This is a genomic window from Streptomyces sp. NPDC029041 (assembly GCF_040637515.1).
Taxonomy (GTDB): Bacteria; Actinomycetota; Actinomycetes; order Streptomycetales; family Streptomycetaceae; genus Streptomyces.
Genome location: NZ_JBEZWO010000007.1, coordinates 242,525 through 266,674 on the forward strand (window position 1 = coordinate 242,525; position 24,150 = coordinate 266,674).

Here is a 24,150-nt window from a genome sequence, read left to right on the forward strand (position 1 = left end):
GCGCATCGGCATCCGTAAGAAGTGATGTTCACGACCGCCGGTTCACGACTAAGGTGAGCCGAATGAAGGCTCTCGTGCTGTCCGGCGGCGCAGGAACAAGACTGAGGCCGATCACGCACACGTCGGCCAAACAGCTCGTGCCCGTGGCCAACAAGCCCGTGCTGTTCTACGGGTTGGAGTCGATCGCCGAGGCCGGCATCACCGAAGTGGGCATGATCGTCGGGGAGACGGCCGCGGAGATCGAGGAAGCGGTCGGGGACGGGTCGAAGTTCGGTCTGGACGTCACCTACATCCCTCAGGAGCGGCCCCTCGGGCTGGCGCACGCGGTGCTGATCGCCCGGGACTACCTCGGTGACGACGACTTCGTGATGTACCTCGGTGACAACTTCATCGTCGGCGGTATCACCGGCCTCGTCGAGGAGTTCCGCGAGAACCGGCCCGACGCCCAGATCCTGCTCACGCGCGTCGCCGACCCGCGCGCCTTCGGAGTCGCCGAACTCGACCCGTCCGGCCAGGTCATCGGCCTGGAGGAGAAGCCCGACCAGCCCAAGAGCGATCTGGCGCTGGTCGGCGTCTACATGTTCACGCCCCTCATCCACGAGGCGGTCCGCGCCATCGAGCCCTCCTGGCGCGGCGAACTGGAGATCACCCACGCCATCCAGCACCTGATCGACACCCGCGCCGACGTGCGCTCCACGGTCATCAAGGGCTACTGGAAGGACACCGGCAACGTCGGCGACATGCTCGAGGTGAACCGCACGGTCCTCGAAGTCGTGGAACGCCGCATCGACGGCGACGTGGACGACGGCTCGGAGACCGTCGGGCGGGTGGTCGTCGAGGAGGGCGCGCGGATCGTGGGCTCCCGTGTCGTCGGACCGGTCGTCATCGGTTCGGGCACCGTCGTCAGCAACTCCTACGTCGGTCCCTTCACCTCCGTCGCCGAGAACTGCCGGATCACCGACAGCGAGCTGGAGTTCTCCATCGTGCTGCGGGACTCCTCGATCCAGGGCGTCGGCCGGATCGAGTCCTCGCTGATCGGCCGGCACGTCGAGGTGACCCCCGCCCCCAGCGTTCCCCGCGCCCACCGCCTCGTCCTCGGAGACCACAGCAAGGTGCAGATCACTTCATGAACCTCCTCGTCACCGGCGCCGCCGGGTTCATCGGCTCCCGCTACGTCAGCGCCCTGCTCGCCTCGGACGCGCCCGACGCGCCGCGCATCACCGTGCTGGACAAGCTCACCTACGCCGGCACCCTCGACAACCTCGAACTGACCCACCCGCGGCTGGAGTTCGTCCAGGGCGACATCTGTGACGCCGAACTCGTCGACAAGCTGACGGCCGCCGCGGACCAGGTCGTGCACTTCGCCGCCGAGTCCCATGTGGACCGCTCCATCAGCGGCGCCGCCGACTTCGTCCGCACGAACGTCCTCGGCACCCAGACCCTGCTGGACGCCGCCCTGCGCCACGGGGTGGGCCCCTTCGTGCACGTCTCCACCGACGAGGTCTACGGCTCCATCGAGTCCGGCTCCTGGCCCGAGGACCACCCGCTCCAGCCGAACTCCCCGTATTCGGCCTCCAAGGCCTCCTCCGACCTGCTCGCCCTGGCCTACCACCGCACCCACGGCCTGGACGTGCGCGTCACGCGCTGCTCCAACAACTACGGCCCGCACCAGTTCCCCGAGAAGGTCATCCCGCTGTTCGTCACCAACCTTCTCGACGGCCTCCCGGTGCCGCTGTACGGCGAGGGCCGCAACGTCCGCGACTGGCTGCACGTGGACGACCACTGCCAGGGCGTCGACCTCGCCCGCACCAAGGGCAGGCCCGGCGAGGTCTACAACATCGGCGGCGGCACCGAACTCACCAACAAGGAGCTCACCGGCCTCCTCCTGGAAGCCTGCGGCGCCGGCTGGGACCGGGTGGAGTACGTCGAGGACCGCAAGGGCCACGACCTGCGCTACTCCGTCGACTGCACCAAGGCCCGCGACGAACTCGGCTACCGTCCCCGCCATGACTTCACCACCGGCCTCGCCGAGACCGTCGCCTGGTACCGCGACAACCGCGCGTGGTGGGAACCCCTGAAGCGGCGCGTCGCCCAGGAGCGGGCATGAGGTGGCTGGTCACCGGCGCGGGCGGGATGCTCGGCCGTGACGTCGTCGAGGAACTGACCCGCCGCGGCGAGAGCGTCGTCGGCCTCGACCGCGCCGCCCTGGACATCACGGACCCCTCGGCCGTGGACACCGCCGTACGGCAGCACCGCCCTGGCCTCGTCGTGAACTGCGCGGCCTACACGGCCGTCGACGACGCCGAGACCGACGAGGCCCGCGCCCAGGAGATCAACGGCGACGGCCCGCGTCTGCTCGCCCGCTCCTGCGCCGCGCACGGTGCCCGCCTGATCCACGTCTCGACCGACTACGTCTTCTCCGGCGAGGCCCGCACCACCCCCTACCCGGAGGATCACCCGACCGGCCCGCGCACCGCCTACGGCCGCACGAAGCTGGCCGGGGAGCAGGCGGTACTGGAGGAACTCCCCGGCGCGAGCGCGATCGTGCGCACGGCGTGGCTGTACGGCGTCCACGGCGGCAACTTCGTCCGGACCATGATCGGTCTGGAGGCCCGCCGGGACACCCTCGACGTCGTCGACGACCAGCGCGGTCAGCCCACCTGGAGTGCGGACGTCGCCGAGCGGATCGCCGACCTCGGCCCCCGGCTCGGCCCCGAGGCGCACGGTGTCTTCCACGCGACCAGCTCCGGCGAGGCCACGTGGTTCGACCTCGCCCGGGAGGTGTTCTCCCTCATCGGCGCCGACCCGGACCGGGTGCGCCCCACCAGCAGCGCGGCCTTCCCCCGGCCGGCGCCCCGCCCGGCGTACAGCGCCCTCGCGCACCGGAGGTGGCAGGAGATCGGCCTGCCCCTGCCCCGTGACTGGCGCTCCGCCCTGCACGAAGCACTGCCCCGTATCCGCAAGGAGATGTCCCAGTGAGACGGCACGGGTTCCTGCCCCGTGCGGCGTGGCATGCCGAGCAACGCTGAAGGTCAGCCGCGGCGGCGCGTGCGTCACGTCGACCCGCCGGAGGTGTTCCCGCCCGCCCGGCGTCGGCCACGCCACCTCGCAGCCCGCCGACAGTGAGTTGCTCCACCGTCCGGTGTCCGGCCGGTAGGCCCCGATGAAAGGAAATGCCCCCGCGATGTCGATGCGTACGATTGTGAAGTCTGCCTTGGGCGAGAAGAACCTGCGGGTTCTGCGCCGACTGAAGAAGCGCCTCTCCGGCCAGCCGGCCAGGCCGGCCAAGCCGACCGGACTCGCAGCGATCTCCGGTGATCTCAACAAACTGGCCGTGCATTTCAAGACGGACAAGTGGGGAACGCACCGGTACACGCAGCACTACCAGCGCCATCTCCAGCACCTGAAGAACGAGTCGTTCAACCTCCTGGAAATCGGAATCGGCGGTTACAGCCGGGCCGGCCAGGGCGGGGCGTCGCTGCGCATGTGGAAGCACTTCTTCCCGAAGGCGCAGATCTTCGGGATGGACATTCACGACAAGTCTTTTGTGGACGAGGACCGCATCACGACGTTCGTCGGCGACCAGTCCGACCCCGCGTCCCTGAACGCCGTCGCCGACAAGATCGGCGAACTCGACGTCATCATCGATGACGGCAGTCACCGCAGCCCGCACGTGATCACGACGTTCGAGACGCTCTTCCCCCGGCTCAAGGACGGCGGCATCTACGTCGTCGAGGACACGCAGTCCTCATACTGGCCCGAATGGATGGGCAGCGAGGACCTCGACGCCCCGCACACCAGCATGGCGATGCTGAAGCGGCTGACGGACGGGCTGAACTACGAGGAATTCGTGGATGAGGACTATCAGCCGACCTATACCGACCTGAACGTCGTGGGCGTGCACTTCTACCACAACCTGGTGATCATCGAGAAGGGCAGGAATGCCGAAGGCAGCAACAAGCGGAGTGCGCTCAAGCAGCGCTACGCCAAGTCCTGACCCCGGCGAGTGCGACAACCCCGGCCGCCGGGTCTTCTCGCCGGCTGTTCGGTGGCATCTCCAGGAGCGAGGCCGGGCAGACAAGGTCGCTACGACCGGCTCGGGCAGAGTCCGGCAACCGCCGGGCTCTGCCCGATCAAGCGTGTCGCACGGTCGGGCGGAGGCCCGGTACGAGCTCAGCTGTTCAGCCGCCCCCGCAACCGCTCGTAGTGGGCGGCGCAGTCCGCGTACGCGGGAAGCAGTCCTGACCGCTCCGCCGCAGCCAGAGACGGCGCCGCGGCGTCCTTGTCGGACAGTACCGGCGTGATGCCCTCGGGCCATTCGATGCCCAGGGCCGGGTCGAGCGGGTGGATGCCGTGCTCGCGGCCCGGGGCGTAGCCCTCCGAGCACAGGTAGACCACCGTCGCGTCGTCGGTGAGGGCCATGAAGGCGTGGCCGAGGCCCTCCGCGAGGAACACCGCGTGATGCGTGTCGTCGTCGAGCCGTACGGCCTCCCATGCGCCGTAGGTGGGGGAGCCCACCCGGATGTCGATCACCACGTCCAGGACGGCACCGCGCACACACGTGACGTACTTGGCCTGGCCGGGCGGCACGTCGGCGAAGTGCACGCCCCGCAGCACGCCCCGCCGCGAGACCGAGCAGTTGGCCTGGGCCAGGGACAGGTCGTGCCCCGTCGCCTCGCGGAACTCCGCGCCGCGATACCACTCGTGGAAGCTGCCCCGGTCGTCCGGGAAGACCTTGGGTTCCAGGACCCAGGCGCCCTCTATTCCCAGCGGTCGCATGCCGTCACCGTCCTTGGATCCTGATGCGGGAATTCACCTTCCGGCGTGCGGCGCCGAGCACCCGGCGCGCGCCCCGGGCCAGCCGCAGCGCGACCCCGGGCCCCGGCACCGGCGTCACCAGCACGCTCCCGCCCCCGGCCCGCAGCGCGAACGGCAGGCCGGCGAAGCGAACTCCCTCGGCGCCGGGGTTCAGGCACACGGCCACCCGCCAGACGTCGCCCGAGAGGTCCTCGGCGGGCAGGTCCGCGGCCAGCAGCGAGCCGGGCCGGCCGGCGTCGGGGGAGAGGGTGCCGGACGTCTCCAGGATCCGGCTGGAGGAGACGAACCTCAGCGGCACCTCCGTGTCGCCCGGGACGTGCACCGGGAGCGCGACACGGATCCGCCCGCCGGAGACGGTGACGTCCCCCAGCTGCACACGGCCCAGCCCGAGCCGCTTGCCGCGCGCGCCGAGCTCCAGGGAGAGGTTGCCGTGCGGTTCGGTCCAGTACGGCAGCACCGGGCGGTCGCCGACGACTCCCGCGTGCGGCGTGGGCCGGTCCTCGCGCGGCACCGGGCCCAGCCGGCACTCCTTGGTCCAGCCACCCGACTTCACCCGGACGAGCGCGTCCCAGGCGCCGTCGCGTGGCAGGTCGGCCGGGTCGACGGTGGCGGTCGCCCGCAGCACCAGGCGGACCTCCTCGCCGTCGCCGACCGGCACCGTCTCGCGCGTGAACTCCACCGGCTGGAAGTACTGCGCGGCGCTGGAGCGCTCCCGCAGCAGCAGATCGGCCGTGGCCTGCCCGAACCGGGCGGCGGTCTCCGAGGCCACCCACCGCACCGCCTCGGATACGTCCTTCGGCACGTCGGTGAGCGGCGTGGCCTCGGCGCCGGCGGGGAACAGCATCGGCTCGCCGCCGGACAGGTACTCGGCCGTGAAGCCGATACGGAGCGAGCCGTCGCGCCACTCGATGTCCCCTGGGACGGCGGCGGGGGCGACGCCCGCCTCCCACTCCGCGAACGCCACGACGTCGTCGTAGCGGTCGGCCGCCGTCAGCGCGGCGATGACCTGCTGCGTCGGCTGCAGTCCGGCGGCGACACCCGGCCCGAAGCGCTCGACGACGACCTCGTGGATCTCCCCGAACAGCTCCCTGCGGTAGTCGTCCGGCAGGTTCAGCAGACGCCGCGCCCGCAGCCGCTCCACCATCTCCACGCGCAGCCAGCGCCGGAACAGCCGGTCGCGCACCGGACCGGGTTCCGTGTACTGCTCGACGACGTCGAGGGCCTCGCGCAGGTTCTTGAAGTAACCGACGGGATCGAAGCGTTCGAAGCCCGCGTTGGAGCCGTCGTCCCGGCGGATGTGGTAGTAGCAGACGTAGTCGCTGAGCACCGAGACGTTCTCCGCGCGCAGATACGCCTCGGCGATGAAGACGTGGTCCTCCAGGCGCCTTCGGCCCTCGGGAAAGCGCAGGCCGATGCGGTCCAGGAAGGCACGGCGGAGCATCTTGTGCGGGGTGAGACTGTCGATGAGCGGGGCGTTCTCGACGGTGGCGCGCGGGCGGTTGCGGCGGAACAGCTCCACCGGCACCCCGCGGTTCTTGCCGGCCATCTTGCCCACCACGACATCGGCGCCGTGGGTCACGCCGTAGTCGTACATCCGCTCCAGGGCCTCGTCGCCGAGGTAGTCGTCGTTGTCGACGAACATCACGAACTCGCCCCGGGAAGCCTCGATGCCGACGTTGCGGGGCTTGCCCGACCAGCCGGAGTTCTCCTGGTGGATGACCTTCATCCTGGGGTCCTCGGCGGCGAGCGCGTCGAGCCGGGCCGGCGTCTCGTCGGTCGAGCCGTCGTCGACGAAGATCACCTCGAACTCGTCGGGAGGCAGCGACTGCCGCTGCAGCGAGGAGATGCACTCCTCGATGTAGATCCCCGGGTTGTACACGGGGACGATGACGCTGACCTTGACCGGCATCGGGTTTCCGGGCCCCTTCGGGTCGCTTGCCGTAGACGTCCTGTTGTACTGCGTGTTGCCCGATGCTAACCCGCTCGGCGAGGTCGCCTCACCTTTCGAGACCTCGCCGTGATCATCTCCGCGGACGGCAACTGAGCTGCTGCGTCTGTCTGTTCGCGGTCAAGGGGGTTGCGGGCCGGAGCGGCCCGCAGCGCCTAGGCTGAGGGCGTGCGCCTGCTTCTCATGTCGGACACCCACCTGCCCAAGCGTGCCAGGGAACTGCCCGCCCCCCTGCTCGCCGCGCTCCCGCACGCCGACGTCGTCTTTCACGCCGGGGACTGGGTCGACACCGGCACGTTCGATCTGCTGGAGGCCCGCTGCCGCAGGCTCGTCGCCGTGTACGGCAACAACGACGGGCCGGACCTGCGCGCCCGGCTGCCGGAGGTGGCCTACGCCGAGCTGGGCGGGGTGCGGTTCGGCGTGATCCACGAGACGGGGTCCAAGCAGGGGCGGGAGCAGCGGTGCGCCGCCCGCTTCCCCGATCTGGACGTGCTGGTCTTCGGCCACAGCCACATCCCCTGGGACTCCACGGCCCCCTCCGGCCTGCGCCTGCTGAACCCGGGCTCCCCGACGGACCGACGCCGTCAGCCCCACTGCACGTACATGACCGCCACGGTCGCCGACGGGCGGCTCACGGACGTGGAACTGCACCGGCTGCCGCCCCGCACACCGAGCTGACCCGCCCCGGCGCGCCCGTGGCATGATCGCCGCATGGGTCAGGACGAGGGCTACCTCCTGGACAACCGGCAGGCCGAGGCCGGCACGCGCTTCGACGCGCTGTCGGCCCTCTTCGACGCCTCGACGTTCCGCCACTTCGAGACGGCCGGGATCGCCGAGGGCTGGCGGTGCTGGGAGGTCGGGGCCGGCGGGCCGAGTGTCGCTGCGTGGCTGCGCGAGCGGGTCGGTCCGGCCGGGCGGGTGCTCGCCACCGACATCGACGTGTCCTGGACCGGTACGGCGGCCACCGAGGGGGTCGAGGTGCTCCGGCACGACGTCGGCCGGGACGCCCCTCCGCCCGGCCCCTTCGACCTGGTGCACGCCCGTCTCGTCCTGGTCCACGTCACCGAGCGCGAGGCCGCGCTGCGCTCCATGGTGCAGGCCCTGCGGCCCGGTGGAGTGCTGCTGGTCGAGGACGCCGACCCCGCGCTGCAGCCGCTGATCTGCCCCGACGAGCACGGTCCCGAGCAGCGGCGGGCCAACCGGCTCCGCACCGGCTTCCGGGAACTGCTGCGGCAGCGCGGTGCCGACCTCTCCTACGGGCGCAGACTGCCGAGGCTACTGCGCGAGGGCGGCCTGGCGGACGTCGAGGCCGACGCCTATTTCCCGGTCACCTCGCCCGCCTGCGACGTCCTGGAGGCGGCCACCGTCCGGCAGGTACGGGACCGGCTCGTCGCGGCGGGCCTCGCCACGGACGAGGAGATCGACGGGCATCTCGCCGCAGTGGAGGCAGGACGCCTGGACCTGGCCACCTCGCCGATGATCTCGGCCTGGGGCCGCAAACCGACGGGCGACGGCTCGCACACGCTCGTCTGAGGTCGCCCCTCTGACAGACAGCCCCTCACCCGTGCCCCTCTTCCCCCTCCGGGAAGCCGGTGCAGGGGAAGCCGGGCTCCAGTTCCACACCGGTGGCGTTCAGGAAGAAGGCCACCATCTGGTACTGGCCCACCAGCATGACGATCTCGATCAGTTCGGCGTCGCCGAAGTGCCCGGCCAGACCCTCCCAGGTCGCGTCGGACATCCTGGCATCGCCGTGCAGCTCGTCCGCCGCGCGGATCAAGTGCCTCTGAAGGTCCGTCCAGCCAGCAGCCTCCGGCCCTTCGCCGATGCGGTCGATGTCCGCGTCCGTGACGCCCTCGGCCCTGGCCAGGGGGAGGTGCCGCCCCCACTCGTAGCGCGCGCCGGTGTTCCACGCGGTACGCAGGATCAGTAACTCACGCACGTCACCCGGCAGTCGGCCGCTGCCGAGCAACTGGCCACCGAAGGGCAGGAACCGCTCGTACAGATCGGGGTGGCGGACGAGCGTGGTGAAGATGTTCGGGATCCCGCCCTCGGGGTCGTGGGGAGCGAGCGCCAGCAGGTCCCGGATCCGCGCGTCCCACCGCTCCTCGGGGAGCGGCGTCAGCCGTGGACGGGTCGGTCGGGCGGCTTCGTGGCGCTGTGACATGACGGCCTCCAGTCTCCGGGGGACTCACCCTAGGAGACCGGCCGAACGCTCAGCGAGTGAAAGGCGTGGAGTGGATTCAGCCGGTCGGGTCGAGCACGATCTTGCGGACGCCGTCGGAGCGGCCCGCGAACAGTTCGTACGCCGCCGGGCCTTCCGAGAGGGCGAAGCGGTGCGAGACCACGACCTCGGGCCTGATCCGTCCGGCACGGGTGAGGGCGATCAGCGGAGGGAGTTCGTAGTGCACCGAGCACAGCCCGATGGCGAACTCCAGTTCCTTGACCTGCGCCAGGTACATGTGGAACGGGAACGCCTTGTTCTGGCTGACCCCGATCACACTGACCCGGCCCGCCTGCCGGACGGCCTTGACGGCGAGCTGGATGGTGGCGTCGGAACCCACCGCCTCCACCACGGCGTCCGGTCCGCGGCCGGATGTCATCTCCCGGATGGCCGACCGCACGTCGTCACCCTCGACCGGCTCGACGCCCAGGCCCGCGGCGAAGGCGCGGCGCTCCGCGACCAGGTCCACGCCCAGCACCCGGGCCGCGCCCATCGCGAAGGCGGACTGGGCGGCCATGAGGCCGACCGGTCCGAGGCCGACGACCAGGACGGTCTCACCGGGCTGGATGCGGGCACGGCGGCAGCCGTACCAGGCGGTGGGGGCGTTGTCCGTGAGGACGACGGCCGCCTCGTCGGAGATGTCCTCGGGCAGGTGGACCAGATTGACGTCGGCGCAGGGCACGGCCAGGGCCTGCGCCTGGCTGCCAGGAAGCTTCGGGCCGACTCCGTAGCAGAGCTCCGTGCTCGACGTGGCGCGTTCGCAGCGGGCGGTGAACCCGGCCGCGCACTGCCCGCACCGGGCACAGCCGACCGAGGCGGGCACCAGAACGCGGTCACCGGGCTTGAAGCGGGTGACCTGGCTGCCGGTGTCGACGACGACGCCGACGCACTCGTGTCCCGGCGTGTAGCCCAGTTCCGGGCTGAATCCGTTGCCGCCGTAGATGTGCAGGTCGCTGCCGCAGATGCCGGCCGCGGTGACCCGCACCACCGCGTCGGACGGGCTGGTGACGGCCGGGTCGGGGACGTCCCCGTAGCGGATGTCGTGACGGCCGTGGTAGGTCAGTGCCTTCATCGGATCTCTCCCGCCCCGGTCCGGTCAGTCCGCGATCTTCAGCACGAGCTTGCCGTGGTTGTCACCGCGGAACAGGCGCATCAGGGTCTCGGGGAAATCCGCGACCGAGCCGGAAACCACGTCCTCCACGGACTTCAGCCGGCCCTCCGCCCGCCACGCGGCCATCCGCGCGATGCCCTCCGCGTACCGTTCGGCGTAGTCGAACACCACGATGCCCGTCATGGAGGCGCGGTTCACCAGCAGCGACAGGTAGTTGGCGGGGCCCTGCGGCTCGGTGCTGTTGTACTGGGAGATCGCGCCGCAGACCACGACGCGGGCACCGCGCGCCAGCCGCAGCAGCACGGCGTCCAGAACGTCGCCGCCCACGTTGTCGAAGTACACGTCGACGCCGTCGGGGGCGTGCTCGCGCAGGGCCTTGCGGACGTCCTCGCTCTGGTAGTCGATCGCGGCGTCGAACCCGAACTCGTCCACCACCATCCGGCACTTGGCCTCGCCACCCGCGATGCCGACGACCCGGCAACCGAGGATCTTGGCGATCTGCCCGACGACGCTGCCGACGGCACCGGCCGCTCCGGAGACCACGACGGTCTGGCCCGGCTCGGGACGCCCGACCTCGATCAGGCCGAAGTAGGCCGTCAGACCCGACATGCCGAGTGTGCCGAGATAGGTCGGCAGGGGAGCGGCCGCGGGATCGACCTTGGTCACGCCGCGTCCGTCCGACACGCAGTACTCCTGCACGCCGAACGTGCCGGACACGTGGTCGCCGACCGCGAACCCCGAGTGCCGGGAGGCGACCACCCTGCCCACCGCGACGGCGCGCATCACCTCGCCGATCTCCACCGGGCGGATGTAGGACCTGCCGGCGTTCATCCAGCCGCGCATCGCCGGGTCGATCGACAGACAGAGCACCTGTACCAGGAACTCCCCATCGCCCGGCTGCCCCGCCGGCTCCTCGGAGTGCTCCCAGTCGGTGGAGCGCGGCTCTCCCACGGGACGTGCGGCCAGGCGTATCCGGCTATTGATCAGGCTCATCTGCGGCGACTCTCCTCGGCTCCGTACCGTCCAGTCGGTACGGCCGTGAGCGTACGGGTGACCGCCGTGCGGGGCAAGAGCCGGTCCGCTACGTCGTGCCGTTCATGCCGCCGGCCCGTGCGGCGGGTCAGTCCTGTCCCGGCACCGCCATCTCGCCGAGGAGCGACCAGTCGTCCTGCGGGACGTTCGCGTTCACGATGCGCGGCGTCTCGGCCAGATGGGGAGGCAGCGTCTGCTGCGCGGCCTTGAAGTGGGCCGACTGCACGTGTGCGGCACCGGCCTCGTCGTCGCGGAAGGCCTCGACGAGCACGTACTCCGACGGCTCGTCCACGCTGCGCGACCAGTCGAACCACAGGCAACCGGGCTCGGCACGCGTCGCCCGGGTGAACTCGGCGGCGATCTCGGGCCAGCGGTCGGCGTGCTCGGGGCGGACGCGGAACTTCGCGGTGATGAAGATCATGGGAGATTTCCTCTCGCTGGTGCGCTGGTGCGCTGGTGCGCTGGTGCGCTGGTGCGCTGGTGTGATCACTGTGTCAGGAGGACCCGCGCGGATGCACCGCCCCCTCCGTCGCGGTGAGCGGCGCTCCGGTGCCGCCCCAGCGCAGCGCCACGATCTCGGCGGCCACGGACACCGCCACCTCCTCGGGTGTCCGGGCCCCCAGGTCCAGGCCCACCGGTGAGCGCAGCCGGGACAGTTCGCGTTCCGTGAGCCCGGCCTCGGCCAGTCGTGCGGCCCGGTCGGTGTGGGTGCGGCGGCTGCCCATCGCCCCGATGTAGGCGGCCGGCCGGCGCAGTGCCTCCGTCAGCAACGGCACGTCGAACTTGGGGTCGTGCGTGAGCACACAGATCACGGTGCGCTCGTCGGTGTCGGTCTCGCGCAGATAGCGGTGCGGCCACCGGGCGACCACCTCGACGCCCTCGGGGAAGCGCCGGGGCGTGGCGAAGACGGGGCGGGCGTCGCAGACGGTGACCCGGTAGCCGAGGAAGCCGCCGATGCGGGCCACGGCCGCGGCGTAGTCGATCGCGCCGAACACCAGCATCCGCGGCGGTGGCGCGAAAGACTGCAGGAACACGCTGACGGCGTCCTCGCGGCGCTGTCCCTCGGGTCCGTAGTGCCGCATGCCGGTCGCGCCGAGGGCGAGTTCGCCGCGGGCGTCGGCGGTCACGGCCGCGTCCAGGCCGCGTGTGCCGAGCGTGCCGAGGGTCCGGTCCGGCCACACGGCGAGGGCGGCTCCGCGCGGCGCCGGTCCGTCGGCCACGGTCGCCACGGTGACCGGCTCGCCCGCCGCGACCGATTCCGCGACCGCGCCGAAGCCGGGATCCCACTCGGGCGTGACGGCCCGCACGAGCAGTGTGATCTCGCCGCCGCAGGTCAGGCCGACCGCGAAGGCGTCGTCGTCGCTGTAGCCGAAGGTCTCGAGCCGGGCCTCGCCGTCCGCGGCGACGGCCTGCGCCAGCTCGAACACCGCGCCCTCGACACAGCCCCCGGACACGCTGCCGACGACCTCCTCGTCCGGGCCCACCGCCATCGCCGCCCCCGGATCGCGCGGCGCGCTGCGGCTGACCCCGACGACCGTGGCGAGGCCGAACGGGACCCCGGCCGCGTACCAGCGGCCCAGCACCGGCAGAACGTCACGCACGAGCCACTCCTCTCCGTCGGACGCCCCGCCGGGTACCCCCGTGGCGGTTAATTCCGTTGTGGCCCCCGGCACGCGTCTGCTGCACTGCACAGGACAGCGAGATCGGCGAGTCCCGAGGAGTTCCGAATGCGCACTGCGTGCATGTCCCCCCAGCCAGGAACGGACCTCTCTCCGAAGGACATGACGCTTCGTGCACCTGCTCAACCTTGGAATTCTCGCCCATGTCGACGCCGGTAAGACCAGCCTGACCGAGCGACTGCTCCATTCGGCCGGGGTGATCGACGAGATCGGCCGCGTCGACGACGGGAACACCCGCACCGACACCCTCGCCCTGGAACGCCGGCGCGGTATCACCATCAAGTCCGCCGTCGTCTCGTTCCCGCTCGACGGCGTGACCGTCAACCTCATCGACACCCCCGGCCACCCGGACTTCATCGCCGAGGTGGAGCGCGTCCTCGGCGTGCTGGACGGCGTCGTCCTCGTGATCTCCGCCGTGGAGGGCGTGCAGGCGCAGACGCGGGTGCTGATGCGGACGCTCCAGCGGCTGCGCATCCCGACCCTGCTCTTCGTCAACAAGATCGACCGGAGCGGGGCACGCCACGAGGCGGTGCTGCGGGAGATCGCGGCGCGGCTGACTCCCGCGATCGTGCCGATGGGGACCGCCGCCGGCCTCGGCACGCGCGCGGCCCGCTTCGTCCCCGGCCCCGGACCGGCCGGTGCCCTCGACGTCCTGACCGGGCACGACGACGCCCTGCTGTCCGCGTACGTCGAGAACACCGTCACGGACGAGCTGCTGCACGGGTCCCTCCTCGCGCAGACGAGGGAGGCGCTCGTCCACCCGGTGTACTTCGGCTCCGCCGCCACGGGCGCGGGAGTGGAGCCGCTGCTGTCCGGCATCGAGACCCTGCTGCCGGTGGCCGACGGGGACGCGGACGGCCCGGTCTCCGCCACCGTGTTCAAGGTGGACCGGGGCCCGGCGGGGGAGAAGGTCGCCTACGCCCGCATGTTCTCCGGGACCTTGCGCACCCGCGACCGGGTCCCCTTCGGGGCGGACGGCGCCGAGGGCCGGGTCACCGGCATCAGCGTCTTCGGCGACGGCACGGACGTCCGCGAGGACTCCGTGGCAGCCGGCCGGATCGCCCGCCTCACCGGGCTCGGCGACATCCGCATCGGTGACGCGATCGGCCAACCCCGGTCGGCGTACGAGCACTTCTTCGCCCCGCCGACACTGGAGACGGTCGTCGTCCCCGGCCCGGACGTCGACAGAGGGGCGCTGCACCTGGCGCTCACCCAGCTGGCCGAGCAGGACCCGCTCATCGGCCTGCGTCGCGACGAACGCCGTCAGGAGACCTCCGTCTCCCTGTACGGCGAGGTGCAGAAGGAGGTCATCCAGGCGACCCTCGCCGAGGAGTACGGCCTCGACGTCGCCTTCCGCGAGACGACGCCCCTGTGCGTCGAACGGCTCGTCGGCACCGGGCAGGCCGTGGAGTTCAACAAGAAGGACCCCAACCCGTTCCTCGCGACGGTCGGCCTGCGCGTCGAGCCGGCACCCGTCGGCTCGGGCGTCCGCTTCCGGCTGGAGGTCGAGCTCGGGTCGATGCCGTACGCCTTCTTCAGGGCCGTCGAGGACACCGTGGGCGAGACCCTCGACCAGGGCCTGCACGGCTGGCAGGTCACCGACTGCGTGGTCACCATGACCCACAGCGGCTACTCGCCCCGCCAGAGCCATGCCCACCAGGGCTTCGACAAGAGCATGTCGAGTACGGGCGCCGACTTTCGCGGTGTCACCCCGCTGGTGCTCGTCGAGGCGCTGCGGCGGGCCGGTACGCGGGTGCACGAGCCGATGCACCGCTTCCGCATCGAGGCGCCCGCCGACACCCTCGGCGCCCTGCTGCCGGTGCTGGCCCAGCTCGCGGCCGTACCCGAGACGACGCGGAACCGAGACGACCTGTGCGTTCTCGAAGGCACCGTGCCGGCCGCCCGGGTGCACTCCCTCCAGCAGATTCTGCCGGGGCTCACCCGGGGCGAGGGCGAGCTGGAGAGCTCCTTCGCCCACTACGCACCCGTCACGCACGGCACGATCCCCGAGCGCCCCCGCACCGACCACAACCCGCTGAACAGGAAGGAGTACTTGTTGAACGTGACACGAAGGGTGGGTGGTTGACCTGCGAGGGTTCAGCGAATGGGAACTTACTCTGGAGTCAGGGGTGTTGACGGTGTCCTGATATCGCCGGACTGTAGTGGACATGCCGACTATCCGAGCGCGTCTCCTGGTCGTCCTGATCGTCCTCTTCGGTTCGGTGTCGGTGGCGGGCGTCCCGCCGGCCACCGCCGCGCCCCCGTCCGGCTCCCTCTGGTTCGACGACCCCACCGTCACCGTGCGCGACGGCCGCTTCACCGACGCCCACGGGCGCGAGATCGTGCTGCGCGGCTACAACGTCTCCGGCGAGACCAAGCTCGCGGAGAACAAGGGCCTGCCCTTCGCGTCGGTCGCCGACGCCCGCAAGTCGGCGACCGCGCTGCGCGCCCTCGGCGGCGGCAACACCGTGCGCTTCCTGCTGTCCTGGGCCTACGCCGAGCCCGAACGCCGCCAGGTGGACACCGCCTACCTGGCCGCGGCCACCGACCAGATGAAGGCCTTCCTCGACGCCGGCATCCGGGTCTACCCCGACTTCCACCAGGACCTCTACTCCCGGCACCTCTTCGACACCGACAGCTGGTACACCGGCGACGGCGCTCCCAAGTGGGCCGTGGACGCAGGGAACTACCCCGACGAGTCCTGCGGCATCTGCCTCTTCTGGGGGCAGAACATCACCCAGAACGAGGCCGTGAAGCGTGCCTCGTACGACTTCTGGCACAACGCGCACGGCGTGCAGGACGCCTTCCTCGCCACCGCTCAGAAGACCATGGCGTACGTGCAACAGCACCTCAGCGCCGACCAGTTCAAGGGCATCGCCGGCTTCGACCCGTACAACGAACCGCACGCGGGTGCCTACGACTCCGGGCAGACCAGCCGCGCCTGGGAGAAGGACGTGCTCTGGCCGTTCTACGAGAAGTTCCGGGCCCGCATGGACACGGCCGGGTGGCGTGACAAGCCCGCGTTCGTCGAGCCGAACCTCTTCTGGAACGCCAACATCGACTTCCAGAAGCAGGAGGGCGGCCTGCTGGACGCCGGCGCCCTGGGACCGCGCTACGTCTTCAACACGCACTTCTACGACCAGAAGGCCATCTCCGGTGTCTTCATGTGGGGCAAGGCGGCGGACGGCCAGTACGCGGGCGACTTCCGCACTGTCCGCGACCGGGCCGCCGCCGCGCGGACGGCCGCCGTGGTCAGCGAATTCGGGCACCCGCTCGCGGGCAACGTCTCCGACAAGGCGCCAACCGTTCTCAAGGCGATGTACCAGGCACTCGACTCACGCCTCAAAGGCGCCGACTGGTGGTCCGACCCGGCGGCCTCGGGGCCCGTGCTCTCCGGCTCCCAGTGGCAGTGGGACATCTACAACGGCCGTCACCACGAACCGATGAACGGCAACCCCGGCAAGGTGCTCACCGCCGGCGACGCCTGGAACGACGAGGACCTGTCCGCCGTACGCCTCGACGACGCGGGCAGGCCCGTGCTGCGCCAGGACGCCCGGCTCCTGGACCGTCTCTACCCGAGCGCCACGGCCGGTGAGACCGTCGGCTTCACCTACGAGGACCGCTCCCGGGACGGCTCGACGACCCTGACCTGGAACCCGGTGCCCGGCTCACTGCCGAACGTGCAACGACTCGTGGGGTCAGGGCAGTACGGGCTGCTGCTGTGGCGCTCGAACGGCGGCTCGGCACCCACCGAACTGCACCTCCCGGCAAGCTTCCCGACCGCGTCCACCACGGTCGTCTCCGATCTGGGCGCGACCCACGCCCCGCCGTCGTACACCGCCTCGACCCCGGTCGGCGTGGCCCAGGAGCCCGGAGGCACGGGCAGCCGCCGCCTGCTGCTCACCGCGCCGGACTCGGGCGTCCTGCACTACGCGCTGGTGACCAATGGGGCGACGGCTCCCGCGGCGGATCTGCTCGCCGCGGCCCGCTCGGAACTGGCGGCCTGGGCGGCGAAGGAGGTCAACTAGCGGACGGGCTCGTCCAGCCGGCGGCTACATGGCCGAGCCGGACGCGCTGCGGGTGGTCACCGACCGGTACGGACACGACCTTCTTCCCGGTGGCGAAGTCGATGGCCGTGACCTGGTCGGTGCCGCTCTCGGAGACCACGCAGGACTTGCCGTCACCGCTGACCGTGGCCCAGTAGGGCTTGGAGGCGGTGACGAGCGGGCCCTCCTGGAGGGTGGCGCGGTCGACGACGGTGGCGTAGTCGTCCATCGTGCCCGCGACGCACAGCTTGCGCCCGTCCGGGCTCATCGAGATGCCGTGGTGGCGCGAGTCGTTGACGAAGGTCGTGCGGTCGTCGCCGGTCGCCGGGTTCTTCGGCAGGGTCTTGGTCCGGGTGATCTTCTCGGTGGCGATGTCGTACTCGAAGAAGCCGTTGAAGAACGAGACCTGGAAGTACAGCTTCGACTCGTCCGGCGAGAAGACGGCCGGGCGGACGGCGTCGGAGTAGTCCTTGAGGCCGAGCGCGTCCAGCTGCGGGCGCATGTCGATGACCTTGACCTGCTCGAACGTCCTGGCGTCGACGACGGTGATGCGCCGGTCGCCCTTCGTCCAGTCCAGCCACGGAGCGTCGGTCTGCGTGTTCACGTCGCCGATCGCCATGTTGTAGATGTACTTGCCGTCCTGGGTGAAGATGTTCTCGTGCGGCTTGTCGCCGGTGCCGAACTTGCCCAGCTCCTTACCGGAGACGATGTCCAGCACGTGCACGGTGTTCGAGGTCGACGCCGACACCGCCACCCGCTTGCCGTCGGGGGAGACCGCCATGTGATCGGAGCGGTAACCGGACACCGGGAAGCGCCAGTTGAGCCGCCCGGAGGCGAGGTCGATCGACACGACGTCGGCGAAGCTCGGCCGGGAGACGACCACCGACTTTCCGTCCGGCGTCGAGTACATGTCGTCGACGAACTGGTCGTGCCCCTCACCGACACTGTTGCGGATCGCCATGAAGTAGATCCACTTGATCGGATCGGCGTTGATCGCCGCCATCCGCTCGTCCTTGTCGGGGATGACGTTGATCCGGCCGATCTTCGCGAAGTCACCGCTGGAGCGGATGACGTCGGCGGTGCCGTCCCAGTTGTTGCCCACGAACAGCACCTCGCGCAGCGCGGCGGAGGAGCCCGGAGCGGCCGCGGTGGCGGTGGTCGCGGGAACGGTGGCGGTCAGGGCCAGGGCTGCGGCTACGGAGCACAGGTGCCGGCGTCGGAAGACGGGCATGACGGCTCCCCTCTCTGCTGTGGGGTCGCTGCTGGGGGGCGAGCTACGTGAGTGGGACATGCCAAATCGGGCCACGTGCGGAAACTGAACACGCGTGCTTTCAGAGTCAACTTACTGAAAAGTAAGGAAGGGGCGGCCTTCTCCACAAGACCGCGTGCACGACAAAATCGGTGGTCGGACGACGAAGGGAGAGCCGGTGCCGGGCAGACTCAGAGCGCCGACCGGCCGCTACGGCGGCAAGACGGCCGGGGAGCGGCAGGCCGAGCGACGCCGGCGGTTCCTCGACGCCGCGCTGCGGCTGTTCGGCGACACCCCGGGCTTCCGCTCCACCACGGTCGCGGCCCTCAGCGAGACGGCCGGGCTGTCCACCCGGCAGTTCTACGAGGAGTTCCGCACCCTCGAGGACGTGCTCGCCGCACTGCACCTCCAGGTCAACGGCTGGGCCGAGGCCGCGGTGCTGGAGGCCGCCGCGGGCGCGGCCGACCTGCCCCTCGCGGAACGCGCCACGGCTATCTTCCGCGCCTACGCCGGGAACGTCACCGCCGATCCGCGCCGGATCCGCATCACCTTCGTCGAGATCATCGGTGTCAGCCCGCACCTGGAGGAGCAGCGGCTCGCGCGCCGGGCCGGCTGGGTGGACCTCATCTGCGCCGAGGCCGACGCGGCCGCCGCACGGGGAGAGGCCGCACCCCGCGACTACCGCCTCCCCGCGACCGCCTTCATCGGCAGCGTCAACGGCCTGCTGCACGACTGGAGCACCGGCTGGGTCGACGCCACGCTCGACGAGGTCGTCGACGAACTGGTCCGGCAGCTGCTGGGGATCCTGTGGCCGCCGGGATGGAAGCCGGAGGGGTGACGGCGGCCGCGGGGGGCGGGGACCTGGACCGGTCCTGACCGGCTAGGCCCACACCAGCACCACGAGATCCACCGCCACCAGCAGCGCGACTCCCAGCAGCACTCCGGCCAGCAGCCACGCCCGGAGCCTGCGGTGGACCGCCTCGTACTCGGCCCGCAGTTCCTCCGCGCGTCGGGCCGTGCGCTGCCACGAGGCCCGGGAGAGGGCGAGATGCTCCGCCGCGAACCGCCGGGCCACCTCCGCCCGTTCCGCCTCCGGCAGCCGGTCGAACCCCGCGGCGAAGCGGGCGGCGGCCGTACGCGCCTCCTCGCGGGCAGCGGCGGCCAGGAGATGGCCCTCGACCTCGTTGTGGAATGCCCGCAGGTCCACGGGGAGCCCCTCCATGGCGGTCATCGGTGCGTCAGCTCCCGCTCGGCCGCCGCGACGGCATCGTGGTGCAGGTCGAACGCCGGGGCCTCGCTGCGTATCTTCGGCAGGGCGACGAAGTTGTGCCGCGGCGGGGGGCAGGACGTCGCCCACTCCAGGGGCCACGTCCTGCTCGACCGGACGTACCCGCCCAGCTGGAGCGACGCCCCGCCCCAGTCGCCCCCGCCCCACGACCCGGCGCGGCTGCGCGCCTACCTGACGGAGGCTCAGTTCACCGACGGGCCGCTGACCACGCCTGAACTGCTGGACGCCACGGCGACGCTGCTGGACCACTGGACCCTCGGCGCACGCGAGAGCGCGGCGCTCGCCCGGCTCCTGGCCACGGCGGAGGGACTGCGGCCGGCCAGGTGACCGACCGGCTGGGCCGGCGAGGCCAGGCCTACGTGAACGACTCCCGCGGCGTCCGCCGCATGCTGATCATGGACCCGGGCACCGGTGCCGTCCTCGGACTGGAGAGCACCCTCACGGCCCCGGAACCCGCGTTCGGTGCCGAGGAGGGCGACGTAATGTCGTACAGCGCCTGGATGCGCTGATCACACCCCGGGTCCCACCTCAGCGGTGTCGCTCCTCCTAATCGTCCCAGGCCTGGATCAGGGTCTGCTCCGCGATCTTGCCATCGCGCAGCGTGAGCATGGACTCGGACAGGACGCGCACACCGTCTGCATACTGACAGCTCTCGCTGTAGGCGGCCTCGTCGCCCTGGACGATGCACCGCTCCACCTTGTGCGTCATGTCCCGGCTGTAGACGTCCTCCAGCATGCGACCGATCTCGTCCCGGCCGTGAAGGACTTTGGGGTGGCTGGGCTGGGTGGTGTGGTCGACGATGCGGAACTCCGCGTCGTCCGCGTAGAGCGAGAGCAGGATGTCCGGCTGTCCTTCCACGCCCCGGCGCAGTGTCTCTCCGTCGAAGGCGGGGTCTGCCGCGGTTCCCATGATGGACCTCCTTCGAAGGGCCGCGACCCGCTCGGCAGCGGGCCGCGAGGGTCTCACTCCCGAGCCTCCTCCCGCCCGGCGGTCACGGCAAGCGCAGCGGAAACAGTGAGCTTCACCCGGGTTCTCACCTCAGTCCGCCGAGGCCAGGAACTGCGTCGCCGCCAACTCCGCGTAGAGCGGGTCCCCGGTCACGAGCTCACGGTGGGTACCGACGGCACGGACCCGGCCCGCGTCCATCACCACGATCCGGTCGGCCATCGTCACCGTGGACAGCCGGTGCGCCACGACGAGGACCGTGGTCGTCCGGGCCACGTCCGCGACGGTGTCGCGCAGCGCCGCCTCGTTCACCGCGTCCAGCTGCGAGGTCGCCTCGTCGAGCAGCAGCAGCCGGGGGCGGCGCAGCAGCGCCCGGGCGATGGCGACGCGCTGGCGCTCGCCGCCGGACAGCTTGGTGCCGCGGTGCCCGACCAGCGTGTCGAGGCCGCCGGGCAGCCGGGTGACCAGGCCGTCGAGGCGGGTCGTCTTCAGTACAAGCGCGAGGGCGTCCTCGTCCGCCTCCGGATTTCCCAGCAGCAGGTTGTCCCGCAGGGAGCCCGACAGGACGGGGGCGTCCTGCTCCACGTAGCCGATCGCGGCACGCAGCAGCGGCAGCTCCCAGTCGTTCAGGTCCCGCCCGTCCAGGGTGATCACGCCGGACTCCGGGTCGTAGAACCGCTCGATCAGCGAGAAGACGGTGGTCTTGCCGGCGCCGGACGGGCCGACGAACGCCGTCATGCCCTGCGCGGGCACGGTGAACGTGACCCCGTGGTGGACGTAGGGAAGGTCGTCGGCGTAGCGGAAGCGGACGTCGTCGAAGGTGACGGCGGCGGGCTGCGCGCCGGGCTCGGGCAGGCCGGCCGCCTCGGCGGCCGGCTCGGCGGGAAGGCGCAGTGCCTCCTCGATGCGGGTCAGGGCCGCCGCTCCCGTCTGGTACTGCGTGACCGCACCGACGACCTGCTGGATCGGGGACATCAGGTAGAAGACGTACAGCAGGAACGCCACCAGGGTGCCCACGTCGACCGCGCCGGTCGCCACCCGGGCGCCGCCCACGGCGAGGACCGTGATGAAGGCGACCTGCATGGACAGCCCCGCCGTGTTGCCGGCGGCGGCCGACCACTTGGCGGCCCGCACGCTCTGCCGCCACGACTCCTGCGCCGCCTCGTGCAGCGTCCGCTCCTCCCGGTGCTCCGCGCCGGACGCCTTCACGGTGCGCAGGGCGCCCAGGATCCGCTCCAGCGAGGCGCCCATGACCCCGACCGCGTCCTGCGCCTGCCGGCTCGCCTTGTTGATGCGCGGCACGATCACCCCGAGGACCACGCCCGCCCCCAGGATCACAGCGAGGGTGACGCCCAGCAGCACGGTGTCCACCAGACCCATCATCACGACCGTGGCGACGAGCGTGAGCCCGCCCGTGCCCAGGCCGACCAGCGAGTCGGTGGTGACCGCCCGCAGCAGGGTGGTGTCGGAGGTGATGCGGGCCATCAGGTCACCGGGTTCGCTGCGGTCCACGGCCGTGATCCGCAGCCGCAGCAGATACGACGACAGCGCGCGCCGCGCGCCGAGCACCACCGACTCGGCGGTGCGGGTCAGCACGTACGAACCCAGCGCCCCCAGCGCCGCGTTGGCCACGACCAGGGCCGACATCGCCAGCAGGGCACCGGTGATGGCCCGCTCGTGCGACAGGTCGTCGATCAGGTCCCGCGCCACCAGCGGCAGCAGCAGCCCGGTCGCCCCGGTGACCAGGGACAGCAGCGCACCGGCGAACAGGGACCAGCGGTGCGGCCGTACGTATCCGAGGAGCTGCCGCCACGCGGGGGTGGCCGTCTCGGTCTCTGCGATGCTCACGGCGCTCCCTCGGCGTCGGCGGAGCGTTCAGGCTACGTCTCAGCCGCCCCCGCGGCCTGCCCCTTTCGCGTCTTCGCGGGCGGAGCGGGTGGCCGATCCGCGCCCCTTACCGATCAGTCGCGCGTAGGGTCGGAGGGGAACGGACCCCGGCCGACGAAGGAGTCAGCACCATGGCCCAGGAAGTACGCGGCGTGATCGCACCCGGCAAGGACGAGCCGGTGCGGATCGAGACGGTCGTGGTGCCCGACCCGGGGCCGGGCGAGGCCGTGGTGCGGGTGCAGGCCTGCGGGGTGTGCCACACCGACCTGCACTACAAGCAGGGCGGCATCAACGACGAGTTCCCGTTCCTGCTGGGCCACGAGGCCGCGGGCGTGGTCGAAGCGGTCGGCGCCGACGTCGGCGATGTCGAGCCCGGTGACTTCGTGATCCTCAACTGGCGTGCGGTGTGCGGAAAGTGCCGGGCCTGCCTGCGCGGGCGGCCCTGGTACTGCTTCGACACGCACAACGCACAGCAGAAGATGACCCTCGCCTCGACCGGCCAGGAGCTGTCCCCGGCCCTGGGCATCGGCGCCTTCGCCGAGAAGACGCTGGTCGCGGCCGGCCAGTGCACCAAGGTCGACCCGCGCGTCGCCCCACAGGTGGCCGGGCTGCTGGGCTGCGGTGTGATGGCCGGCATCGGCGCCGCGATCAACACCGGTGACGTCGGCCGGGGCGACTCGGTCGCCGTCATCGGCTGCGGTGGTGTCGGCGACGCGGCCATCGCCGGGTCGCAGCTGGCCGGAGCGGCGACGATCATCGCCGTCGACATCGACGACCGCAAGCTGGAGACCGCCCGTTCCATGGGCGCCACGCACACCGTCAACTCGCGCGAGAACGACCCGGTCGAGGCGATCCGCGAGCTCACCAACGGCTTCGGCGCCGACGTCGTCATCGAGGCCGTCGGCCGCCCGGAGACGTACGAGCAGGCGTTCTACGCCCGGGACCTCGCGGGCACGGTCGTCCTCGTCGGTGTCCCCACACCCGAGATGAAGCTCGAACTGCCCCTGCTCGACGTCTTCGGCCGCGGCGGAGCACTCAAGTCGAGCTGGTACGGCGACTGCCTGCCCTCCCGGGACTTCCCCATGCTGATCGACCTGCACCTGCAGGGGCGCCTGGACCTCGGCGCGTTCGTCACGGAGACCATTCAGCTCGACGAGGTGGAGAAGGCCTTCGAGCGGATGCACCACGGCGACGTGCTGCGCTCGGTGGTGGTGCTGTGATGACGACGCGCATCGAACACCTCGTCACCTCCGGGCAGTTCAGCCTCGACGGCGGCACCTGGGACGTCGACAACAACGTGTGGATCGTCGGCGACGACCACGAGGCGATCGTCATCGACGCCGCCCACGACGCCGACGCCATCGCCGAGGCCGTCGGGGACCGGCGGCTCACGGCCATCGTGTGCACGCACGCCCACAACGACCACATCGACGCCGCCCCCGCCCTCGCCGAGCGCACCGGGGCCACCATCTGGCTGCACCGCGACGACCTGCCGCTGTGGAAGCAGACCCACCCGGACCGCGAGCCGGACGCCTGGCTGGTCGACGGCCAGGTGCTGGAGGCAGGCGGCGCCGACCTGCGGGTGCTGCACACCCCGGGGCACGCCCCCGGCGCGGTCTGCCTCTACGACCCCGGACTGGGCACCGTCTTCACCGGCGACACCCTCTTCCAGGGCGGCCCCGGCGCCACCGGCCGTTCCTTCTCGCACTTCCCGACGATCATCGACTCGATCCGCGACCGGCTGCTCGTCCTGCCGTCGGAGACGACGGTCCGCACCGGCCACGGCGACTCCACGACCATCGGCGCGGAGGCCCCGCACCTCGAGGAATGGATCACGCGCGGCCACTGAACGCGACTCGCCCGTAAAAGGCGACAGAAGATGTCCGGCTTACCCGTCACGCTGAAGGCCGCCAAGCAGTCACCGTC

The 24,150-nt window shown here is 71.2% G+C and carries 24 protein-coding genes; 13 read left to right on the forward strand and 11 right to left on the reverse strand.

Going from position 1 to position 24,150, the window contains the following annotated elements; all coding sequences use genetic code 11:
• The first annotated feature begins 62 nt into the window (after nt 1–62).
• The 4 genes from AB0F04_RS19750 (at nt 63) to AB0F04_RS19765 (ending at nt 3,997) form a co-directional block, all read left to right on the forward strand.
• Nucleotides 63–1,130, forward strand: a complete 1,068-nt coding sequence (locus AB0F04_RS19750) for a glucose-1-phosphate thymidylyltransferase (RefSeq protein WP_362043183.1) — start codon at nt 63–65, stop codon at nt 1,128–1,130.
• Nucleotides 1,127–2,107, forward strand: a complete 981-nt coding sequence (gene rfbB, locus AB0F04_RS19755; protein ID WP_362043184.1) for a dTDP-glucose 4,6-dehydratase — start codon at nt 1,127–1,129, stop codon at nt 2,105–2,107. Before AB0F04_RS19750 ends, rfbB begins: the two co-directional genes overlap by 4 nt.
• Complete coding sequence (gene rfbD / locus AB0F04_RS19760; protein WP_362043185.1) at nt 2,104–2,979, forward strand: dTDP-4-dehydrorhamnose reductase; 876 nt, start codon at nt 2,104–2,106, stop codon at nt 2,977–2,979. Before rfbB ends, rfbD begins: the two co-directional genes overlap by 4 nt.
• Before the next feature lie 205 nt (nt 2,980–3,184).
• The gene (locus tag AB0F04_RS19765) at nt 3,185–3,997 is read left to right on the forward strand and encodes a class I SAM-dependent methyltransferase (protein WP_362043187.1); all 813 of its coding nucleotides are present in this window, start codon (nt 3,185–3,187) and stop codon (nt 3,995–3,997) included.
• A gap of 176 nt (nt 3,998–4,173) precedes the next feature.
• Here the strand turns inward: AB0F04_RS19765 and rfbC are convergent, their stop codons facing one another.
• Together rfbC and AB0F04_RS19775 are read right to left on the reverse strand one after the other, a co-directional pair.
• On the reverse strand, nt 4,174–4,779 hold the full coding sequence (rfbC, locus tag AB0F04_RS19770) for a dTDP-4-dehydrorhamnose 3,5-epimerase (protein ID WP_362043189.1): 606 nt from the start codon (nt 4,777–4,779) through the stop codon (nt 4,174–4,176).
• 4 nt (nt 4,780–4,783) lie between these two features.
• Nucleotides 4,784–6,727, reverse strand: coding sequence for a glycosyltransferase family A protein (locus AB0F04_RS19775; RefSeq protein WP_362043191.1), 1,944 nt, complete (start codon nt 6,725–6,727; stop codon nt 4,784–4,786).
• Nucleotides 6,728–6,934: 207 nt separating this feature from the next.
• Here AB0F04_RS19775 and AB0F04_RS19780 point away from each other — a divergent pair, with 207 nt between their 5' ends.
• Nucleotides 6,935–7,444, forward strand: coding sequence for a metallophosphoesterase (locus AB0F04_RS19780; RefSeq protein WP_362043192.1), 510 nt, complete (start codon nt 6,935–6,937; stop codon nt 7,442–7,444).
• A gap of 33 nt (nt 7,445–7,477) precedes the next feature.
• Nucleotides 7,478–8,299 carry a methyltransferase domain-containing protein gene (locus AB0F04_RS19785; RefSeq protein WP_362043194.1) on the forward strand — a complete coding sequence of 274 codons (822 nt, stop codon included), beginning with the start codon at nt 7,478–7,480 and terminating at the stop codon, nt 8,297–8,299.
• Between the two features lie 25 nt (nt 8,300–8,324).
• Here the strand turns inward: AB0F04_RS19785 and AB0F04_RS19790 are convergent, their stop codons facing one another.
• The 5 genes from AB0F04_RS19790 to AB0F04_RS19810 all read right to left on the reverse strand — a co-directional run bounded on the left by AB0F04_RS19790 (nt 8,325) and on the right by AB0F04_RS19810 (nt 12,731).
• Entirely contained in the window at nt 8,325–8,930 is a 606-nt protein-coding gene (locus tag AB0F04_RS19790; RefSeq protein ID WP_362043196.1) for a carboxymuconolactone decarboxylase family protein, read from the reverse strand.
• Between the two features lie 76 nt (nt 8,931–9,006).
• The gene (locus tag AB0F04_RS19795) at nt 9,007–10,059 is read right to left on the reverse strand and encodes an alcohol dehydrogenase catalytic domain-containing protein (RefSeq protein ID WP_362043198.1); all 1,053 of its coding nucleotides are present in this window, start codon (nt 10,057–10,059) and stop codon (nt 9,007–9,009) included.
• A gap of 24 nt (nt 10,060–10,083) precedes the next feature.
• Entirely contained in the window at nt 10,084–11,091 is a 1,008-nt protein-coding gene (locus AB0F04_RS19800) for an NADP-dependent oxidoreductase (protein WP_362043199.1), read from the reverse strand.
• A 127-nt stretch (nt 11,092–11,218) separates the two neighbouring features.
• Nucleotides 11,219–11,551, reverse strand: a complete 333-nt coding sequence (locus AB0F04_RS19805) for a putative quinol monooxygenase (protein ID WP_362043201.1) — start codon at nt 11,549–11,551, stop codon at nt 11,219–11,221.
• A gap of 73 nt (nt 11,552–11,624) precedes the next feature.
• A complete protein-coding gene (locus AB0F04_RS19810) occupies nt 11,625–12,731 on the reverse strand; it encodes an XdhC/CoxI family protein (protein WP_362043203.1) in 1,107 nt (368 codons plus the stop codon).
• Nucleotides 12,732–12,921: 190 nt separating this feature from the next.
• Between AB0F04_RS19810 and AB0F04_RS19815 the strand changes: the two genes are divergently transcribed.
• Both AB0F04_RS19815 and AB0F04_RS19820 read left to right on the forward strand, forming a co-directional pair.
• Complete coding sequence (locus tag AB0F04_RS19815) at nt 12,922–14,895, forward strand: translation factor GTPase family protein (RefSeq protein ID WP_362043205.1); 1,974 nt, start codon at nt 12,922–12,924, stop codon at nt 14,893–14,895.
• Nucleotides 14,896–14,977: 82 nt separating this feature from the next.
• On the forward strand, nt 14,978–16,837 hold the full coding sequence (locus tag AB0F04_RS19820) for an endoglycosylceramidase (protein WP_362043207.1): 1,860 nt from the start codon (nt 14,978–14,980) through the stop codon (nt 16,835–16,837).
• On the opposite strand, the gene AB0F04_RS19825 is transcribed toward AB0F04_RS19820, so the two are convergent.
• Entirely contained in the window at nt 16,830–18,086 is a 1,257-nt protein-coding gene (locus AB0F04_RS19825; protein WP_362043209.1) for a YncE family protein, read from the reverse strand. The genes AB0F04_RS19820 and AB0F04_RS19825 overlap by 8 nt on opposite strands.
• Nucleotides 18,087–18,282: 196 nt before the next feature.
• On the opposite strand from AB0F04_RS19825, the gene AB0F04_RS19830 reads away from it, so the two are divergent.
• Nucleotides 18,283–18,942 carry a TetR/AcrR family transcriptional regulator gene (locus AB0F04_RS19830; protein ID WP_362043211.1) on the forward strand — a complete coding sequence of 220 codons (660 nt, stop codon included), beginning with the start codon at nt 18,283–18,285 and terminating at the stop codon, nt 18,940–18,942.
• A gap of 42 nt (nt 18,943–18,984) precedes the next feature.
• On the opposite strand, the gene AB0F04_RS19835 is transcribed toward AB0F04_RS19830, so the two are convergent.
• Nucleotides 18,985–19,335 carry a hypothetical protein gene (locus AB0F04_RS19835; protein WP_362043213.1) on the reverse strand — a complete coding sequence of 117 codons (351 nt, stop codon included), beginning with the start codon at nt 19,333–19,335 and terminating at the stop codon, nt 18,985–18,987.
• A gap of 93 nt (nt 19,336–19,428) precedes the next feature.
• On the opposite strand from AB0F04_RS19835, the gene AB0F04_RS19840 reads away from it, so the two are divergent.
• Nucleotides 19,429–19,719: a hypothetical protein gene (locus tag AB0F04_RS19840; protein WP_362043215.1), complete on the forward strand. Its 291-nt coding sequence runs from the start codon at nt 19,429–19,431 to the stop codon at nt 19,717–19,719.
• Nucleotides 19,716–19,901, forward strand: a complete 186-nt coding sequence (locus tag AB0F04_RS19845) for a hypothetical protein (RefSeq protein WP_362043217.1) — start codon at nt 19,716–19,718, stop codon at nt 19,899–19,901. Before AB0F04_RS19840 ends, AB0F04_RS19845 begins: the two co-directional genes overlap by 4 nt.
• A gap of 37 nt (nt 19,902–19,938) precedes the next feature.
• Here AB0F04_RS19845 and AB0F04_RS19850 read toward each other — a convergent pair whose 3' ends face one another.
• Together AB0F04_RS19850 and AB0F04_RS19855 are read right to left on the reverse strand one after the other, a co-directional pair.
• Nucleotides 19,939–20,301, reverse strand: a complete 363-nt coding sequence (locus AB0F04_RS19850) for a nuclear transport factor 2 family protein (protein ID WP_362043219.1) — start codon at nt 20,299–20,301, stop codon at nt 19,939–19,941.
• A 129-nt stretch (nt 20,302–20,430) separates the two neighbouring features.
• On the reverse strand, nt 20,431–22,185 hold the full coding sequence (locus AB0F04_RS19855) for an ABC transporter ATP-binding protein (protein ID WP_362043221.1): 1,755 nt from the start codon (nt 22,183–22,185) through the stop codon (nt 20,431–20,433).
• A 170-nt stretch (nt 22,186–22,355) separates the two neighbouring features.
• Here AB0F04_RS19855 and AB0F04_RS19860 point away from each other — a divergent pair, with 170 nt between their 5' ends.
• Both AB0F04_RS19860 and AB0F04_RS19865 read left to right on the forward strand, forming a co-directional pair.
• Nucleotides 22,356–23,444, forward strand: a complete 1,089-nt coding sequence (locus AB0F04_RS19860) for an S-(hydroxymethyl)mycothiol dehydrogenase (protein ID WP_362043223.1) — start codon at nt 22,356–22,358, stop codon at nt 23,442–23,444.
• On the forward strand, nt 23,444–24,073 hold the full coding sequence (locus AB0F04_RS19865; protein WP_362043225.1) for an MBL fold metallo-hydrolase: 630 nt from the start codon (nt 23,444–23,446) through the stop codon (nt 24,071–24,073). The genes AB0F04_RS19860 and AB0F04_RS19865 overlap by 1 nt, the downstream gene beginning before the upstream one ends.
• The last annotated feature ends 77 nt before the right edge of the window (nt 24,074–24,150 follow it).